This window comes from Vibrio sp. 10N.261.52.A1 (assembly GCF_002876325.1).
In the GTDB taxonomy this organism is placed as follows: Bacteria; Pseudomonadota; Gammaproteobacteria; order Enterobacterales; family Vibrionaceae; genus Vibrio; species Vibrio chagasii.
Window position 1 is genome coordinate 1 of sequence record NZ_MCYD01000391.1, and the last position, 414, is coordinate 414.

The 414-nt window shown below is 45.4% G+C and carries 1 protein-coding gene; it reads right to left on the reverse strand.

Annotation, left to right across the window (positions count from 1 at the left end):
• Positions 1-89: 89 nt before the first annotated feature.
• A partial coding sequence (locus BCT81_RS04815) for an ABC transporter permease subunit (protein WP_133152552.1) occupies positions 90-414 on the reverse strand: 325 nt, incomplete at its 5' end.

Below are 414 nucleotides of genomic sequence, written 5' to 3' on the forward strand. Positions count from 1 at the left end.
ATACTAATGTCGATGCCCTTTAACGTTTCGTTGTCCGCGTTGCGATAGGTTTTACGGATCTGTTTTAAATCTAATGTTGCCATGGGTAATTATCCTTTTACTGATCCTGCCGTTAGGCCACGAACAAAATATTTTCCTGCGAAGACATACACCAACAGCGTTGGCAGTGCAGCGATGATCGCAGCGGCCATATCGACGTTGTATTCTTTAACGCCCGTGCTGGTGTTGACTAAGTTATTTAATGCTACGGTGATTGGTTGAGTCTCTGAGCCTGAATACACCACCCCGAACAAGAAATCGTTCCAGATAGCGGTAAACTGCCAGATCACCGTCACCATGATGATCGGTGTTGAGATCGGTAATAAGATCTTAAAGAAGATGGTAAAGAAGCCCGCACCATCCAGTTTCGCTGCT